The following is a 13,723-nucleotide window of genomic DNA, read 5'->3' on the forward strand; positions in this document are numbered from 1 at the left end:
GGCTTGCGCTCCACCGGCCAGCCGGTGCCGCCATCGTGCGCGCCGATGAGCAGCACCCGCCCGGGCAAGGTGGCGTCGCGCACCAGGGCCACGGCCTGCGCGTTGTCGGCGTTCACGAGCAGCAACTGCGCATCGAGCACCTCCTCCTGCACCCGATAGGCCGGTGGCCGCCGCGCGGCGAGCCGGAAGAACGATTCGAAGGTGGCGCTCTCGTGCTGGGCGAAGCCCACGAGTGCCACGGTGTAGGCAGCCTCCATTACCCGCTCCACGCCCCACGACACATTTTGAAACCCTTTGGGGGCCGGCGCAGTATGGCGTGCCGCCGGGGTTTTGGGTGGGGAATGCGCCGCCGCTCGGGCCGCCATGTGAAGATTCTGTCGCGCGCCAGACACTGCGCGCCCGCCCGGCCACACGTTCAGGAGCCCCTTCATGCCCAGCGTCTACGACTTCGAAGCCTTGTCCATCAACGGCCAGCCCGTGCCCCTGAGCCACTACAAGGGCCAGGTGCTGCTCATCGTCAACACCGCCAGCGCCTGCGGCTTCACGCCGCAGTTCGCCGGGCTGGAGGAGCTGCACAAGGCCTACGGCCCGCGCGGCCTGGCGGTGCTGGGGTTTCCCTGCAACCAGTTCGGTTCGCAGGACCCGGGCAGCAATGAGGAGATCGCCGGTTTCTGTCAGCTCAACTACGGCGTGAGCTTTCCCATGATGAGCAAGATCGACGTCAATGGCGGCGACGCGCACCCGCTGTACCGCTGGCTCACCGCCGAGGCGCCGGGCCTGCTGGGCAGCAAGGCCATCAAGTGGAACTTCACCAAGTTCCTGGTGGGCAAGGACGGGCAGGTGCTCAAGCGCTACGCGCCGCAGGACGCGCCGGCCAAGCTGGCGGGGGACATCGAGGCGGCGCTGGTGGCTTGAGTCGCGCTACAGATAGCGCAGCATTGCCGCTGCCAGGGACGGCAGCACCAGCGCGTTGAGCAAGGCACTCAGCCCCATTGCCAGCCCCGCGAAGGCGCCGGCCTCCTCGCTCTCCTGAAACGCCCGCGCGGTGCCGATGCCGTGCGCGATGGTGCCCAGCGCGAAGCCGCGAACCGCCGGTTCCTGGATGCGCAGCGCATCAAAGAGGAAGCGCCCACCCACCGCCCCGAGCACGCCCGTGGCCATGACGAGCACGGCGGTGAGCGAGGGCAGGCCGCCGATCTTTTCGCTGATGCCCATGGCCACCGGCATGGTGACCGACTTGGGCGCCAGCGAGGCCATGGTGGCGGGCGAGGCCCCCAGCGCCCAGGCCACCACGACGGCGGTGGCGGCCGCCGCCAGGGCACCGGCCACCAGAGCGGCGAGCAGCGGCAGCGCCAGGCGGCGCAGCCGGTGCAGTTGCTCGAACAGCGGCACCGCCAGCGCCACGGTGACGGGGCCGAGCAGGAAGTGCACGAACTGCGCGCCCTCGAAGTAGGTGGCGTAGGGCGTGCCCGTGGCCCACAGCAGCGTGGCCAGCACCAGCACGGTGGGCGGCACCGGGTTGGCCAGCGGGTGAAAGCCGCTGCGCCGGTACAGCACGAAGGCCGCGTGGTAGACGAGGAGCGTGAGCGTGAGGCCCAGCAGCGGCGTGGCCGCGAGGTAGACCCAGATGTCGATGAGGTGGCGGGGCGCCTCGGCGTTCATGGCGACTGGCCTTCGCGGCGCGCTTGCCAGCGCATCAGCCAGACCATCGTCCAGGCCGACACGGCCAGACCCGCCAGCGTGCTCACCACCAGCGCCACGCCGATGGCCAGCGCCTCGTCGCCCAGGCGCTGCAGGTGCTGCATGACGCCCACGCCGGCCGGCACGAACAGCAGCGAGAGGTGCTGCAGCAGGCCCTGCGCGGTGGGCTTGATGGCATCGAGCCAGGCCGGGCGCAGCGCCAGCGTGGCCAGCAGCAGGGCCAGGCCCACCACCGGCCCGGGCACCGGCGCGGCGGTGGCGAGCACGGTCACCTCGCCCAGCAGCTGGAACACGAGCAGGGTGGCCAGCGCGGGGATCATGCGGGCTCAGGCGCGCAGCGCGTCGTCCAGCAGTTCGACCCAGTGCCGCACGGGCGTGCCGGTGCCGCTCTGCAGGTGCGTGATGCAGCCGATGTTGGCGCTGGCAATCACGGCAGGCTTGAGCTCGCCGAGGTGGCCGAGCTTGCGGTCGCGCAGCTCATAAGCGATCTCGGGTTCGAGCACCGAGTAGGTGCCAGCCGAGCCGCAGCACAGGTGCGCCTCATTGCGCGCGAGCTGCACGGTGAAGCCGAGCTCGCTCAGGCCGCGCTCCACGCCACCGCGCAGTTGCTGCCCGTGCTGCTGGGTGCAGGGCGGGTGGTAGGCCACCACGCGCTGCGCATCGGGCACGCGCGCGAGCTTGGGCTTGAGCGCGGGCACCAGCTCGGGCAGCAGCTCCGACAGGTCGCGCGTGAGGGCGCTGATGCGCGCGGCCTTCTCGGCGTAGACGGGGTCGTCGCGCAGTGCGTGGCCGTAGTCCTTCACCATCACGCCGCAGCCCGACGCGTTCATGACGATGGCCTCGGCGCCACGCTCCACGAAAGGCCACCAGGCGTCGACGTTGGCGCGCATCTGCGCGAGGCCGCCGCCGTGGTCGTTGAGGTGGAACTTCACCGCGCCGCAGCAACCGGCCTCGGGGGCCACGATCGTCTGGATGCCGGCCGCGTCGAGCACGCGCGCGGTGGCGGTGTTGATGTTGGGCGCCATGGCCGGCTGCACGCAGCCCGCGAGCAGGAGCACCTGGCGCGAATGCGAACGCTTGGGCCAAACGCCCGCCGCTTGCGGTGCGGGCACCTTGGCCTTGAGGGCCGCCGGCAACAGGCCGCGCACCGCCTGGCCCAGCTTCATCGCGGGAGCGAACAGTGGCGAGGTCAGGCCTTCCTTGAGCAGCCAGCGCACGGCACGCTCGCCCGTGGGGCGCGGCACCTTCTGCTCGACGACGGCGCGCCCGATGTCCACCAGGTGCCCGTACTGCACGCCGCTGGGGCAGGTGCTTTCGCAGTTGCGGCAGGTGAGGCAGCGGTCCAGGTGCACCTGCGTCTTGCGCGTGGGCGTGGCGCCTTCCAGCACCTGCTTGATGAGGTAGATGCGCCCGCGCGGGCCGTCGAGTTCGTCGCCCAGCAACTGGTAGGTGGGGCAGGTGGCGGTGCAGAAGCCGCAGTGCACGCACTTGCGCAGGATGGCCTCGGCCTCGCGGCCGTGCGCGGTGCCCTGGAACTCGGGGGCGAGCTGGGTCTGCATCAGACCGCCCGCCGGGCCGCCCCAAGGGCGGTCTGCGCCCCCTTGGAGGGCAGCAAATACATGAAGTGATGCGCGTGGGGGTCCATGGGGTCAGAAGAGAGCGGGCGCCTGGAAGATGCCGTGCGGGTCGAAGGCCTCGCGCAGGCGCTGCATGACGGCGCCCAACGCGGGGCTGGGCGCGTCCGCGCGCGGCACGCCGCCGTCGCCCACGGCCGGGGCGCGGAACAGGTGCGCGTGGCCACCGGCCGCGCGCGCCGCGGTGCGGATGGCATCGGCCGCGTCCGCGGGCGCCCAGAGCCAGCGCTGCGCGCCCTGCCATTCGATGAGCTGCGGCCAGGCCGCGAGCAGCGGCTCGGCGGTCTGAGGAACGGAGACGCGCCACAGGCCGTGCGCGGGCGATGGCGGCGCGGTGAAGAACGGCAGTTGCTGGTCGCGGCCGGCGGTCCAGCCGGCGGCGGCTTCAAGCGGGTCGAGGCGCACGCCCGGCGCTTCGCCCAGCAGGCGCACGCACGCGGCCTCGACGGCGGCGACAGCACCGCGCAGCCGCAGGTGCAGCCGCCCCGGGCCCGCGGCCTCGCCCAGCCAGCGGCTGGCGTTGATGGGCAGCGGCTGCCCGCCCCAGCGGTGCAGGCGTTCCAGCGCGTTGAACTGATCGACCTCGAACACCAGCGTGGCCTCGGCCGGCGCCACGGGCAGCACCTTGAGGCTGAGCTCGGTGACGACGCCCAGGGCGCCCCAACTGCCCGCGAGCGCGCGGCTCACGTCGTACCCGGCCACGTTCTTCATGACCTGGCCACCGAAGGTGAGCAGTTCGCCCCGGCCGTTGATGAGGCGCGCGCCGAGCACGTAGTCGCGCGCGCCGCCCACGCTGGCGCGCGCGGGCCCGGCCAGGCCCGAGGCCACGGCCCCGCCGACCGTGCCGCCCGCGCCGAAGCGCGGCGGCTCGAAGGGCAGGCACTGGCCGTGTTCGGCCAAGGCGGCTTCGACGTCCGCCAGCGGCGTGCCCGCGCGCACGGTGACCACGAGCTCGCTGGGTTCGTGGCTCAGGATGCCGCTGTGGGCGCGCAGATCGAGCGGATCCCCCGCCACGGGCGCGTGCACGAAGGCCTTGGTGCCGCCGCCCACCAGGCGCAGCGGCGTGCGCGCAGCCACGGCGCTGCGCACCCGGTCGATGAGTGCCTGGGGGTGGTCGCTGGCGGGAACGAAGGCCGGCTCTGCGGACGGCGCGGCGTGGGGCGCGGACATGGCGGCGATGGTAGCGGCCGCTCACCGCGCAGGCCTTGAATTTTTTGCACGCCCGGCTGCAATGCCGCCAGCGACCCGGCTCAGCGCGAGGCGTACCCGAGGCAGGCCCCCGCATCGGGCCGGCCCTTGCACTCGCGTTTGAGCCGCTGGGCGCGTTCGGCCCGGCTTTCTTCCGACGGCGCCTTGTGGAAGCTCACCTTGCCGGGCAGGCGCCGCTCCGATGGTGCAGGGGCTTCGGCCTTGGCGGCCTTGGCCGCAAAGGCATGGCCTGCGCCCAGCAAGACCACCGCCAATGCCACGCCGCGAACGATCTTCAAACCCATGCGCCCTCTCCGGTTGCTGATGCGGGCGGCGATGCTAGGGCCTGGGCGCAGCCCCTGCCCCCCGGGGTACGGACAAAAAAAAGCCCGAGGACCTGTCGGGCCTCGGGCCGGAGTCGGGAAGCACCCCGTTCGCGAACGGGATGTCCCCCTGGAGTCAATCAGCGGTGGTAGGCCGTCTCGCCGTGCGAGGTGATGTCCAGGCCTTCGCGCTCGGCTTCTTCGCTCACGCGCAGACCCATCACCATGTCCACGATCTTGTAGCAGATGAAGGCCACGACAGCGGACCAGACGATCGTGATGATCACGCCTTCGGCCTGGATGAGCAGCTGGCTGCCGATGGAGAAGTCGTCGCCCTTGACGCCGCCGAGCGTACCGGCCGAGAACACGCCGGTCAGCAAGGCGCCGACGATGCCGCCCACGCCGTGCACGCCGAACACGTCCAGCGAGTCGTCCGCGCCGAGCATCTTCTTGAGGCCGTTGACGCCCCACAGGCACAGGAAACCGGCCACCAGACCGATGACGATGGCGCCCATGGGACCCACCGTGCCGCAGGCCGGGGTGATGGCCACGAGGCCGGCGACGGCGCCCGAGGCGGCGCCCAGCATGGAGGCCTTGCCCTTGCTCAGCGCTTCACCGATGCACCAGGCCAGCACCGCGGCGGCGGTGGCGAACAGGGTGTTGATGAAGGCCAGGCCCGCACCGCCCGTGGCTTCCAGGTTGGAGCCGGCGTTGAAGCCGAACCAGCCCACCCACAGCAGCGAGGCGCCCACCATGGTCAGCGTCAGGCTGTGCGGCGTCAGCGCTTCCTTGCCGTAGCCGATGCGCTTGCCCAGCACGTAGGCGCCGACCAGGCCGGCCACACCGGCGTTGATGTGCACCACGGTACCGCCGGCGAAGTCCAGCGCGCCCTTGTCGAACAGGTAACCGCCCGCGCCCCAGACCATGTGGGCGATCGGCAGGTAGCTGAAGGTGAACCACAGGGCCGAGAACAGCAACACGGAACCGAACTTGATGCGTTCGGCGAAGGAGCCCACGATCAGCGCGCAGGTGATGCCCGCGAAGGTGCACTGGAAGGCGATGAAGATGTACTCGGGAATCATCACCCCGGGGGTGAAGGTGGCGGCCAGCGAATCGGCGCTCACGCCCATCAGGAACAGCTTGTCGAGGCTGCCGATGATCAGGCCCTCGCCACCGAACGCCAGGCTGTAGCCGTAGACGGCCCACAGCACGGAGATGAGCGAGAACACCACCATCACCTGCATCAGCACGGACAGCATGTTCTTGCTGCGCACCAGGCCGCCGTAGAACAGCGCCAGGCCCGGCACGACCATCAGCAGCACCAGGATGGTGGACAGCATCATCCAGGCGACGTCGCCCTTGTCGACGGTCTCCTTCGGTGCCTCTTCGGCGGCGGCCGGCGCAGCGGCGGCGGCGGGTGCTTCAGCCGCGGGCGCGGCGGCGGCCGGGGGGGCCTCGGTGGTCGTCTGTGCGATGGCTGCGCCACCGCCGATCGCCAGGCCGAGGCCCAGCAACAGGGAAGCCAGGAATTTCTTCATTTGGATTGCTCGGTTGGGGTTCAGGGGATGGCCGGGTCAGATCGCCTCGTTGCCGGTTTCGCCGGTGCGGATGCGGACCACTTGCTCGAGGGGGGAGACGAAGATCTTTCCGTCGCCGATCTTTCCGGTGCGCGCCGCACCTTCGATCGCCTCGATGACGCGCTCGACCAGCTCGTCCGCGACGGCCGCTTCGATCTTGACCTTGGGCAGGAAGTCGACCACGTACTCCGCACCGCGATAGAGCTCGGTGTGCCCCTTCTGCCGACCGAAGCCTTTGACCTCGGTGACGGTGATGCCTTGCACGCCCACGCCAGACAGTGCCTCGCGCACTTCGTCCAGCTTGAACGGCTTGATGACGGCTGAAACCATTTTCACGACGATCCCCTCCAGGGTTGGTTGATCCGGTCTCAGCCTTAGCAGCTTGTGTGCCAACCGGGCGCGCCGTTCGGGCCTCGGGTGGCACCAGGATGAGGCCCTGCGGTTGCGCAGGCACCGTGGCCGGGATCGATAGCACCAAATCAGTGCCTGTTGCGCCACTTCGGGGACGCGGGGGATGCCGACACCCCCACCCGTGTCGCCCGTGGCGCCACCGCAGAATCGCCGGCCCCATGGCCGCCGTCGGCGGCCGCGCACCGAATCAGGGAGAAACCGCATGGCGCTGGCACACGTGCACAGCCGCGCGCTGCAGGGGCTGGCCGCCCGGCCCGTGAGCGTGGAGGTCCACCTGGCCAACGGCCTGCCCAGCTTCACGCTGGTGGGGCTGGCCGACACCGAGGTGAAGGAGGCGCGCGAGCGGGTGCGCGCGGCCATCGCCAACAGCGGGCTGGAGTTTCCGAACAGCCAGCGCATCACCGTGAACCTGGCGCCGGCCGACCTGCCCAAGGACTCGGGCCGCTTCGACCTGCCCATCGCGCTGGGCATCCTGGCGGCCAGCGGGCAGATCGACGCCGAGCCGCTGGCGCGCTGGGTATTCGCCGGCGAGCTGTCCCTGGGCGGCGAGTTGCGCCCGGTGCGCGGCGCGCTGGCCATGGCACTGGCCCTGGGGCACGAGGGTGGCGTCCGCGCGCTGGTGCTGCCCCCCGGCAGCGCCGAGGAGGCCGCCCAGGTACCCGACGCCCACGTGGTGCGCGCACGGCACCTGATCGACGTGGTGGCCCGCCTGCGCCGCGAGCAACCGACCACGCAGGACGACGCGGGCTGGGCGCGGCTGGAGCCGCGCCTGCCCACGCTGCGCCACGACGGCCCCGACCTGGCCGACGTGAAGGGCCAGGCCGGCGCGCGGCGCGCGCTGGAGATCGCCGCCGCCGGCGAGCACAGCCTGCTGATGGTGGGCCCGCCGGGTGCAGGCAAGTCCATGCTCGCGCAGCGCCTGGGCGGGCTGCTGCCGCCCATGGCCACCGACGAAGCCCTGCAGGCGGCGGCCGTGGCCTCGCTGGCGGGGCGCTTCGAGCCCTCGCGCTGGGGCCAGCGCCCGTTCTGCGCGCCGCACCACAGCGCCTCGGCCGTGGCCCTGGTGGGCGGCGGCTCGCCGCCGCGGCCGGGCGAGATATCGCTCGCCCACCAGGGCGTGTTGTTCCTCGACGAGCTGCCGGAGTTTCCGAAGCACGCGCTGGAGGCGCTGCGCGAACCGCTGGAGACGGGGCAGATCCGCGTCTCGCGCGCGGCCCACCAGACCGAATTCCCCGCGCGCTTCCAGCTCGTGGCCGCCATGAACCCCTGCCCCTGTGGCTACCTGGGCCACCCTGTGCGCGCCTGCCGCTGCACACCCGATCAGGTGCGGCGCTACCAGGGCCGCCTCAGCGGCCCCCTGCTCGACCGCATCGACCTGCAGGTGGAAGTGCCCGCGCTGCCCAGTGATCAACTGCTGAAAGGCCCCAGCGGCGAACGCAGCGCCCAGGTGCGCGAGCGCGTGGTGGTGGCGCGCGAGCGCGCGCTGCAGCGCCAGGGTCTGCCCAATCGCACGCTGACAGGCAACGCGCTGGACGAACACGCCCGCGCCGAGCCGGCGGCGCTGAAGTTCCTGCACGCCGCCGCCGTGCGCCTGGCCTGGAGCGGGCGTGGCACGCACCGCGCGCTGCGCGTGGCACGCACCATCGCCGACCTGGCCGGGCGCGAACGCGTGAGCGCGGCCGACGTGGCCGAGGCGGTGCAGTACCGGCGGGTGCTGGGCGCGGGCTGAGAATGCCGCTGAAGTCGCCCCCGACCCGAACACGACACGCAACGCCCATCGATGACCTCTTCCAATCCCCTGCCCGATGGCCGCGCCGCCGACCTGGTGCGCTGGCTCGGCCTGCAAGCGCACCCCGAAGGCGGCTGGTACCGCGAGACGTTCCGCTCGCCGCACCCGGTGCGGCCCGGCGATGGCCGCCCGCCGCGCAGCGCCTTGACGACGATCGACTTCCTGCTGGTGCGCGGCCAGTTCAGCGCCTGGCACCGCGTCGGCAGCGACGAGGTCTGGCACCTGGTGGAGGGCGGGCCGCTTCGCCTGTGGCTGATGCCGCCCTCGCTGGACGCCCTGCACGGGCTCACGCTGGGCACTGCCGCCGCGAACCAGGCGCCCCGCCACACCGTGCCGGCCGGCTGGTGGCAGGCGGCCGAACCCCTGGACGCGGACTTCGCCTTGTGCGGCGCGACGGTCGGCCCCGGCTTCGATTTCGCGGACTTCGGCTTCCTGCGCGACGAACCGCCTGCTTTGGCCGCGCTGCAGCGGTTGCGGCCCGATCTGAGGCGCCTGGTGTTTCCCCAGACCTGAACCCGAACCGCTGGGCGGCCCGTGAGGCCAGCTTGATTTCCGAGGCATTGACGCGGCGAGGCCGCCCGTTTTCATTAATGCCTTTCGGTTAATTCAAGACACCTCCATGCCCTTGTTTCGTTCATGCCTCCTGATGACCCTGATGGCCGCCACCCCGCTGCTGGGAGGCTGCGGTGGCGGCCAGGCGAACGCGCCGTCGGCACCGGCCGTCACGTCCCCGGTGGTTACGGCCCCGACGCCCGCGTCAACCACGTACTCGCTGGAACCGGCCGACCGGGCGGAGCTGCCCGCTGGCACGCCCATCGTGGCGCGGTTCAGCACCGCGATGGACCCGGGCAGCCTCGCGCTGGACAGCGACTTCGCCCGCCAGGCCACGGCGTCCTGGTCCTCGTCGGCGCAGGCCAACGACACGCTCACCCTGAGCCCGCCGCCGAGCGGCTGGCTGGGACAAGGCCCGCTGCGGTTCAGCGCGAACGACACGAACGGGCAGGCGCTCACCGCCGAGGCCTCCTACGAGGTGACCCTGCCCTTGCTGTCCTTCCAGGCCGCCAGCGCCGTGATCGGGCAGCCTGATTTTTCAAGCGATGACGACAATGCCGGGGGATCCCCCAGCGCGCAAACGCTGAACGACCCTTCCGGCAGGGTCGCCGTCGGCCCGAATGGCGAGTTCTTCGTGGCCGACATGAAGAACAACCGGGTGCTGCGCCACACCCCGCCACTGCCCACCGCCAACGCGGCGGCCGATCTGGTGCTGGGCCAGGTCGACTTCGCCCAGAACGTGGCGCAGACCACCCGCTCAGGCATGGACAACCCGTCCAATGTGGCGACCCTGGGCACGCGGCTGGCGGTGGCCGAGCGCATCAACCACCGCGTGCTGCTGTGGAACACCCTGCCGACGGCCTCCGGCGCGCCCGCCGACGTGGTGATCGGCCAGGCCGACTTCACCATGCGCGCGGCCAGTTGCGATGCGCGCACGCTCGCCTCCGGCGTCCACGTGGCGTTCTCGCCCGATGGCAAGCTGCTGGTCGCCGACGAGAGCCACCACCGCGTGCTGATCTGGAACCAGGTGCCCACGGCCAATGGCACCCCGGCCGACCTGGTGATCGGGCAATCCACGTTCGAGCGCTGCGCCGACAACGACGACGACCAGGACGGCTTCTCCAACACCCAGGCCTCGGCACGCACGCTGCGCGAACCCAGCGACGTCTGGACCGATGGCCAGCGCCTGGTGATCAGCGACGGGGGCAACAGCCGGGTGCTGATCTGGAACCGCTTTCCCACCAGCCACTTCCAGCCGGCCGACGTGGTGCTGGGGCAGTCCGACTTCGTTCACAACCAGGAAAACGACGACGACCAGGACGGGACGCGCGACGACACACCCTCGGCCCGCACCTTCAACACGCCCTGGTCGGTGCACTCGAACGGCGTGCAGCTCGTGGTGGCCGACTACGACAACAACCGCGTGCTGATCTGGGACCGCTTTCCCACCGCCAGCTTCCAGCCAGCCGACAAGGTGCTGGGGCAAAGCAACTTCAGCCTCGACGCCTACAACGACAGCGACCAGGATGGCGTGGACGACCCCTTCCCCTCGGCGCGCACCGCCTCAGGCCCTGTCGGCGTGCTGCTGCACGGCAAGTACCTCGTGGTCACCCTGGACGGGCATGGCGGCAACCGGGTGCTGGTGTTCGACGCGCCCTGAGCGCCCTGATTCAGAGGTTCGGTGCCAGCCAGCGCTGCAGTTCCTCGCGCGCCACGCGGCTGCGCTCGGCCAGGTCGTCGAGCTGGTCCTCGCCGATCCGGCCGACGTTGAAGTAGGTGCTCTGCGGGTGGCTCAGGTAGAAGCCGCTCACGCTGGCCGCCGGTGACATGGCCAGGCTCTCGGTCAAACCCATGCCGATCTCCTCGGCCTGCAGCAGATCGAACAGGCCGCGCTTGACGGTGTGGTCCGGGCAGGCCGGATAGCCCGGCGCGGGCCGGATGCCCTGGTACTTCTCCTTGATCAGGTCCTCGTTGCTCAGCGCCTCGTCCGCCGCGTAGCCCCAGAGGTCGGTGCGCACGCGCTGGTGCATCTGCTCAGCCAGGGCCTCGGCCAGGCGGTCGGCCAGGGCCTTGAACATGATGGCCGAGTAGTCGTCGAGGTCGTCGAGGAACTGCTTTTCCTTCTTCTCGACGCCCAGCCCGGCCGTCACCGCGAACAGGCCCACGTAGTCTTTCGCCACGCCCTGCGGCGCCACGAAGTCGGCGAGGCAGCGGCTGGGGCGCATCACGCCATCGATCTCCTGCTTCTCCGTCTGCTGGCGCAGGCCGTGCCACACCAGCACCGGGCGCTCGCGCGACTCATCGGCGTAGAGCGCGATGTCGTCCTCATTCACGCAGTTGGCCGGGTACAGGCCGATGACCGCATTGGCCGTGAGCCAGCGCCCGTCGATGAGGCGCTGGAGCATGCGCTTGCCGTCGCTGAACACGCGGCGCGCCTCCTCGCCCACCACCTCGTCCTTGAGGATCTCCGGGAAGGGGCCGGCCAGGTCCCAGGTCTGGAAGAACGGGCCCCAGTCGATGAATTTCGCGAGCTCGGCCAAGTCCACGTTCCTGAAGACACGCCGGCCGATGAACTTGGGCGCCGGCGGGGTGTAGCCGCCCCACTCGATGGGCGTGCGGTTGGCGCGCGCCTTCGCCAGCGGCCACAGCGGCACCTGCTTCTTGTTGGCGTGCTGGTGGCGCACGCGCTCGTAGTCGGCATTCACCTCGGCGATGTAGGCCGCCGCCTGCTCCGACAGCAGGCCCTGCGCCACGCTCACGCTGCGCGAGGCGTCGGGCACGTAGACCACGGGCCCTTCGTAGTGCGGCGCGATCTTCACCGCGGTGTGCACGCGGCTGGTGGTGGCGCCGCCGATCAGCAGCGGGATCTTGCGGACGCGGAAGTGCTCGTCCTTCTGCATCTCGCTGGCCACGTACTGCATCTCTTCCAGGCTGGGCGTGATCAGGCCCGACAGGCCCACGATGTCCGCGCCCTCGACCTTGGCCTTGGCCAGGATCTCGTGGCACGGGACCATCACACCCATGTTCACCACCTCGTAGTTGTTGCACTGGAGCACGACGGTGACGATGTTCTTGCCGATGTCGTGCACGTCGCCCTTGACCGTGGCGATGACGATCTTGCCCTTGCTGCGCACGTCGCCGCCAGCGGCCTCCAGGCGCTTCTTCTCTTCCTCGATGTAGGGCAGCAGGTGGGCCACGGCCTGCTTCATCACGCGCGCGCTTTTCACCACCTGCGGCAGGAACATCTTGCCCTGGCCGAACAGGTCGCCCACGATGTTCATGCCGTCCATGAGCGGGCCTTCGATCACGTTGAGCGGGCGCCCGCCGCCGGCCTCGATCTCGCGCCACACCTCTTCCGTGTCGGCCACGATGTGGTCGGTGATGCCGCGCACCAGCGCGTGCGACAGGCGCTCGCGCACCGGCAGCTCGCGCCAGGCGTTCTTCTGCGAATCGTCCTTGGCCGCGCCCTTGGCGCTTTCGGCGATCTCGAGCAGGCGCTCGGCCGCGTCGGGGCGGCGGTTCAGCACCACGTCCTCCACGCGCTCGCGCAGCGTGGGCTCCAGCTCGTCGTACACGCCCACCATGCCGGCGTTGACGATGCCCATGTCCATGCCGGCCTTGATGGCGTGGTACAGGAACACGGTGTGGATGGCCTCGCGCACCGGGTCGTTGCCGCGGAAGGAGAAGCTGACGTTGCTCACACCGCCCGAAACCTTGGCGCCCGGCAGGTGCTGCTTGATCCAGCGCGTGGCCTCGATGAAATCGACCGCGTAGTTGTTGTGTTCCTCGATGCCGGTGGCGATGGCGAAGATGTTGGGGTCGAAGACGATGTCCTCGGGCGGGAAGCCCACCTCGTCCACCAGGATGCGGTAGGCGCGCTCGCAGATCTCGATCTTGCGCTGGTAGGTGTCGGCCTGGCCCGTCTCGTCGAAGGCCATCACCACCGTGGCCGCGCCGTAGCGCTTGATGAGCCCCGCCTGGCGCTTGAACTCCTCCACGCCTTCCTTCATCGAGATCGAGTTCACCACGCCCTTGCCCTGCAGGCAGCGCAGGCCGGCTTCGATGACGCTCCACTTGGAGCTGTCGACCATCACCGGCACGCGCGCGATGTCGGGTTCGCCGGCCATGAGGTTGAGGAAGCGCACCATGGCGGCCTCGCTGTCGAGCATGGCCTCGTCCATATTCACGTCCACGATCTGCGCGCCGTTCTCCACCTGCTGGCGCGCCACGGCCAGCGCGTCCTCGAAGCGGCCTTCGAGGATCATGCGCGCGAAGGCCTTGGAGCCGGTGACGTTGGTGCGCTCGCCGACGTTGACGAACAGGCTGCCTTCGCCGATGGCAAGCGGCTCCAGGCCCGACAGGAGCATGGGGCGGACGGCAGAAGAAGCGGGAGAAGTCTCGGAGGACATGCGGCTCACCAGGGTTGTTTGCGAAGACACCGGGCTGGTGAGCGTCGTTGGGGCCGGTTGAGCCCACTCAAGCCTGACGACCCGGGTCCCGTGGGGACTGGCCGCTGCAACGCTCCTTGAGAGGCGGCGATTTTAACGG

13 protein-coding genes and 1 riboswitch are annotated in these 13,723 nt (G+C 70.6%); of the genes, 4 read left to right on the top strand and 9 right to left on the bottom strand.

The window, feature by feature from the left end; all coding sequences use genetic code 11:
• Positions 1-257, bottom strand: a 257-nt coding sequence (locus VLG41_RS01390) for a hypothetical protein (protein ID WP_325347612.1), incomplete at its 3' end; no start/stop codon positions are given.
• Between the two features lie 172 nt (positions 258-429).
• Here VLG41_RS01390 and VLG41_RS01395 point away from each other — a divergent pair.
• Positions 430-915, top strand: a complete 486-nt coding sequence (locus VLG41_RS01395) for a glutathione peroxidase (protein ID WP_325347613.1) — start codon at positions 430-432, stop codon at positions 913-915.
• 6 nt (positions 916-921) lie between these two features.
• On the opposite strand, the gene VLG41_RS01400 is transcribed toward VLG41_RS01395, so the two are convergent.
• From VLG41_RS01400 to VLG41_RS01430, 7 genes are all read right to left on the bottom strand, one after another.
• The gene (locus tag VLG41_RS01400) at positions 922-1,662 is read right to left on the bottom strand and encodes an LrgB family protein (RefSeq protein WP_325347614.1); all 741 of its coding nucleotides are present in this window, start codon (positions 1,660-1,662) and stop codon (positions 922-924) included.
• Positions 1,659-2,021: a CidA/LrgA family protein gene (locus tag VLG41_RS01405; protein ID WP_325347615.1), complete on the bottom strand. Its 363-nt coding sequence runs from the start codon at positions 2,019-2,021 to the stop codon at positions 1,659-1,661. Before VLG41_RS01405 ends, VLG41_RS01400 begins: the two co-directional genes overlap by 4 nt.
• Positions 2,022-2,027: 6 nt before the next feature.
• Complete coding sequence (gene glcF / locus VLG41_RS01410) at positions 2,028-3,260, bottom strand: glycolate oxidase subunit GlcF (RefSeq protein WP_325347616.1); 1,233 nt, start codon at positions 3,258-3,260, stop codon at positions 2,028-2,030.
• Between the two features lie 90 nt (positions 3,261-3,350).
• Positions 3,351-4,505, bottom strand: coding sequence for a glycolate oxidase subunit GlcE (gene glcE / locus VLG41_RS01415; RefSeq protein ID WP_325347617.1), 1,155 nt, complete (start codon positions 4,503-4,505; stop codon positions 3,351-3,353).
• A gap of 80 nt (positions 4,506-4,585) precedes the next feature.
• Positions 4,586-4,828 carry a hypothetical protein gene (locus VLG41_RS01420; protein WP_325347618.1) on the bottom strand — a complete coding sequence of 81 codons (243 nt, stop codon included), beginning with the start codon at positions 4,826-4,828 and terminating at the stop codon, positions 4,586-4,588.
• Positions 4,829-4,986: 158 nt separating this feature from the next.
• Positions 4,987-6,384, bottom strand: a complete 1,398-nt coding sequence (locus VLG41_RS01425) for an ammonium transporter (RefSeq protein ID WP_325347619.1) — start codon at positions 6,382-6,384, stop codon at positions 4,987-4,989.
• Between the two features lie 36 nt (positions 6,385-6,420).
• Positions 6,421-6,759, bottom strand: a complete 339-nt coding sequence (locus tag VLG41_RS01430; RefSeq protein ID WP_035621567.1) for a P-II family nitrogen regulator — start codon at positions 6,757-6,759, stop codon at positions 6,421-6,423.
• 277 nt (positions 6,760-7,036) lie between these two features.
• Between VLG41_RS01430 and VLG41_RS01435 the strand changes: the two genes are divergently transcribed.
• From VLG41_RS01435 to VLG41_RS01445, 3 genes are all read left to right on the top strand, one after another.
• Positions 7,037-8,563 carry a YifB family Mg chelatase-like AAA ATPase gene (locus tag VLG41_RS01435; RefSeq protein ID WP_325347620.1) on the top strand — a complete coding sequence of 509 codons (1,527 nt, stop codon included), beginning with the start codon at positions 7,037-7,039 and terminating at the stop codon, positions 8,561-8,563.
• A gap of 51 nt (positions 8,564-8,614) precedes the next feature.
• The gene (locus tag VLG41_RS01440) at positions 8,615-9,136 is read left to right on the top strand and encodes a cupin domain-containing protein (protein WP_325347621.1); all 522 of its coding nucleotides are present in this window, start codon (positions 8,615-8,617) and stop codon (positions 9,134-9,136) included.
• A gap of 133 nt (positions 9,137-9,269) precedes the next feature.
• On the top strand, positions 9,270-10,835 hold the full coding sequence (locus VLG41_RS01445) for a hypothetical protein (RefSeq protein ID WP_325347622.1): 1,566 nt from the start codon (positions 9,270-9,272) through the stop codon (positions 10,833-10,835).
• Positions 10,836-10,845: 10 nt separating this feature from the next.
• On the opposite strand, the gene metH is transcribed toward VLG41_RS01445, so the two are convergent.
• Positions 10,846-13,542, bottom strand: a complete 2,697-nt coding sequence (gene metH / locus VLG41_RS01450; RefSeq protein ID WP_325347623.1) for a methionine synthase — start codon at positions 13,540-13,542, stop codon at positions 10,846-10,848.
• Between the two features lie 74 nt (positions 13,543-13,616).
• A riboswitch (S-adenosyl-L-homocysteine riboswitch) is annotated at positions 13,617-13,708 on the bottom strand.
• Positions 13,709-13,723 lie beyond the last annotated feature (15 nt).

Origin of the sequence: Hydrogenophaga sp. (genome assembly GCF_035481345.1) — a bacterium.
Lineage (GTDB): Bacteria > Pseudomonadota > Gammaproteobacteria > Burkholderiales > Burkholderiaceae_C > Hydrogenophaga.

Coding starts and splice junctions, on each gene's coding strand:
- glcF (WP_325347616.1), bottom strand. CDS start 3,260: ATGCAGACCCAGCTCGCCCCCGAGTTCCAGGGCACCGCGCACGGCCGC.
- VLG41_RS01400 (WP_325347614.1), bottom strand. CDS start 1,662: ATGAACGCCGAGGCGCCCCGCCACCTCATCGACATCTGGGTCTACCTC.
- VLG41_RS01440 (WP_325347621.1), top strand. CDS start 8,615: ATGACCTCTTCCAATCCCCTGCCCGATGGCCGCGCCGCCGACCTGGTG.
- VLG41_RS01420 (WP_325347618.1), bottom strand. CDS start 4,828: ATGGGTTTGAAGATCGTTCGCGGCGTGGCATTGGCGGTGGTCTTGCTG.
- VLG41_RS01395 (WP_325347613.1), top strand. CDS start 430: ATGCCCAGCGTCTACGACTTCGAAGCCTTGTCCATCAACGGCCAGCCC.
- VLG41_RS01405 (WP_325347615.1), bottom strand. CDS start 2,021: ATGATCCCCGCGCTGGCCACCCTGCTCGTGTTCCAGCTGCTGGGCGAG.
- glcE (WP_325347617.1), bottom strand. CDS start 4,505: ATGTCCGCGCCCCACGCCGCGCCGTCCGCAGAGCCGGCCTTCGTTCCC.
- VLG41_RS01425 (WP_325347619.1), bottom strand. CDS start 6,384: ATGAAGAAATTCCTGGCTTCCCTGTTGCTGGGCCTCGGCCTGGCGATC.
- VLG41_RS01445 (WP_325347622.1), top strand. CDS start 9,270: ATGACCCTGATGGCCGCCACCCCGCTGCTGGGAGGCTGCGGTGGCGGC.
- VLG41_RS01435 (WP_325347620.1), top strand. CDS start 7,037: ATGGCGCTGGCACACGTGCACAGCCGCGCGCTGCAGGGGCTGGCCGCC.
- metH (WP_325347623.1), bottom strand. CDS start 13,542: ATGCTCCTGTCGGGCCTGGAGCCGCTTGCCATCGGCGAAGGCAGCCTG.